Origin of the sequence: Streptomyces sp. NPDC093064 (assembly GCF_044754605.1) — a bacterium.
GTDB lineage: Bacteria > Actinomycetota > Actinomycetes > Streptomycetales > Streptomycetaceae > Streptomyces.
Map to the genome: position 1 here is coordinate 1 of NZ_JBIVPK010000152.1, position 1,440 is coordinate 1,440.

Annotated in this window: 1 protein-coding gene; it reads left to right on the plus strand. The window is 69.3% G+C overall.

Annotation, left to right across the window (positions count from 1 at the left end; all coding sequences use genetic code 11):
• The first annotated feature begins 105 nt into the window (after nucleotides 1–105).
• Complete coding sequence (locus tag ACIQFZ_RS43515) at nucleotides 106–1,404, plus strand: ISAs1 family transposase (RefSeq protein ID WP_402694010.1); 1,299 nt, start codon at nucleotides 106–108, stop codon at nucleotides 1,402–1,404.
• The last annotated feature ends 36 nt before the right edge of the window (nucleotides 1,405–1,440 follow it).

The following is a 1,440-nucleotide window of genomic DNA, read 5'->3' on the forward strand; positions in this document are numbered from 1 at the left end:
CAAGGCCCCGGGGAGAGTCGCGTTCGCCCGATTTGATCATGTGGTGGGCTCCGGACGCAGAGCGGGCACGGCGCTTGTAGATCATGGAGTTCTCTACGCTTCACGATCTGCAAGGTTGCCGTGCCCGCTGCCTCATCTTCTCTCACCGCTGCTGCGCCCGTCACGACGCCCCCGCCTGTCGACCCGGCGGCGGTCGTGCCGCCCGGACTCCTGGATGCCCTGGCCCGTGTGCCCGACCCACGCGACCGTCGGGGGCGACGTTTCCAGCTGACCACCTTGCTCGCCGTCGGCGTCTGCGCGATGACCTGTGCCGGGCACAACTCCCTTGTCTCCATCGCGGAATGGGCACGGCGGTGTGAGCAGGAGGTTCTGGCCCGGCTCGGCTGCCCGTACGATCCCTTCGCCGGGCGCTACCGCGCTCCAGGTGAACGCACCCTGCGTGACGCGTTTGCCAGGGTCGATCCGGCGGCGCTGACCGCGGCCGGCTTCGTCCACCTGACTGCTCTCGCCACCGCACCCCTTGCGCCGGTGAACCCGGACGGCACCCGCGAGCGTGAACAGCGCCGCGCCCACCGCACCGCCCGACGCGTCCGTCCAGGCCACCAGACCATCCGCAGACGTGCGATCGCCGTCGACGGTAAATGCCTGCGCGGTGCGGTACGCGCCGACGGATCGAAGGTGTTCGTGCTCAGCGCGGTGCGCCACGACGACGCGCTGACCGCGGCCCTGCGTGAGATCGGCGCGAAAACCAACGAAATCCCCGAGTTCGCCCCGCTGCTGGACCAGATCGCCGATACCAACCTCACCGACGCGGTCGTCACCGTCGATGCCCTGCACGCCCAGACCGCCCATGCCCGCTACCTCGTGGAGCAGCGCAAAGCGCACTACCTGCTGTCCGTGAAGCACAACCAGCCCACCCTCGCCCGCCAGTTGGCGAAGCTGCCCTGGCGTGAGATACCCGTCCAAGACCGTTCCCGCGACCGCGGTCATGGCCGGGAGGAAGTACGCGAGGTCAAGGTCGCCAGCGTGGACAACCTGCTGTTCCCGCACGCCAAACAGGTCGTACGCATCCACCGTAAGCGCCGCCGACTCGGCACGAAGAAGTGGAGCACCGAGACCGTCTACGCGGTCACCGATCTCGCCGCCCACCAGGCCGACGCCGCCGAGATCGCCGCCTGGGCCCGCGGACACTGGATGATCGAATCCACCGTCCACTGGTCCAAGGACGTCGTCTTCGGCGAGGACCTGAGCCAGGTCCGCCGCCACCGCACCCCCGTCGTTGTGAGTGTCTTCCGCGACCTGGCCCGCGCCGCCCTCCACCGGGCCGGCTGGGCCAACATCGCCAGTGGCCGCCGCGCTCACACCCGCCCCGAAGCCATCCTCACCCTGCACGGCATCCCATGATCAAATCGGGCGAACGCGACTCTCCCCGGGGCCTTG